We start from the raw sequence: 554 nt of genomic DNA, 5'->3' as shown, positions 1-554 counted from the left end.
CGTGATATACGAAAGCGGAATTGCATCGCTCGGATTGACTGGCGTAGCAATACCGTTGAGCACCTGTGATCCCATGTTCAGCGGGCCCGTCATAGTCACGTTGCCAGCGACTGGAACAGCGTTCACGTTCGCGGCCGTCAATGACACGTTGCCGCTTCCGTTCGGGCTGATGCCGTTGACCGTGGATACAGTGCCTGCCGGAATCGCGGCGGTGACCGTGATTAGTCCGTTTGCTTCGGAGAGCGTAACGTTTTGACCAGCCACTAGCGACTTGATGATCGCTGAGTTTGCGGGAGGGTTAGACTCAACCAGAATAACGGCACCTGAACCAGTTTGACCCGTGACCGACGTGATTGCGTCGGCGATCGAGGGCACAACCGACCAACCCAAGTTCTGGCGCATGTAGCCATTGCCGTCGTTTGGTGCTTCCGGAACACCAGTACCAGAAATCTGAATGCTGTTTCCAGTGTTCGATAGCGATATGGAAGGCCCTGCCGTGAACGTAATGTCTCCAGTAAGCGTCCCCGACGTGCCCGCTGTGATCGAGGACACAC

1 protein-coding gene is annotated in these 554 nt (G+C 56.3%); it reads right to left on the bottom strand.

The window, feature by feature from the left end; all coding sequences use genetic code 11:
• A partial coding sequence (locus tag AC1RPQ_RS07810) for a hypothetical protein (RefSeq protein WP_481762234.1) occupies positions 1–554 on the bottom strand: 554 nt, incomplete at both ends.

It is taken from the genome of Dellaglioa sp. CoH-57-MRSF-21, from assembly GCF_056781915.1.
Note: the sequence above shows the minus strand (reverse complement) of the source record. Positions and strands in the feature narration are given on the sequence as shown.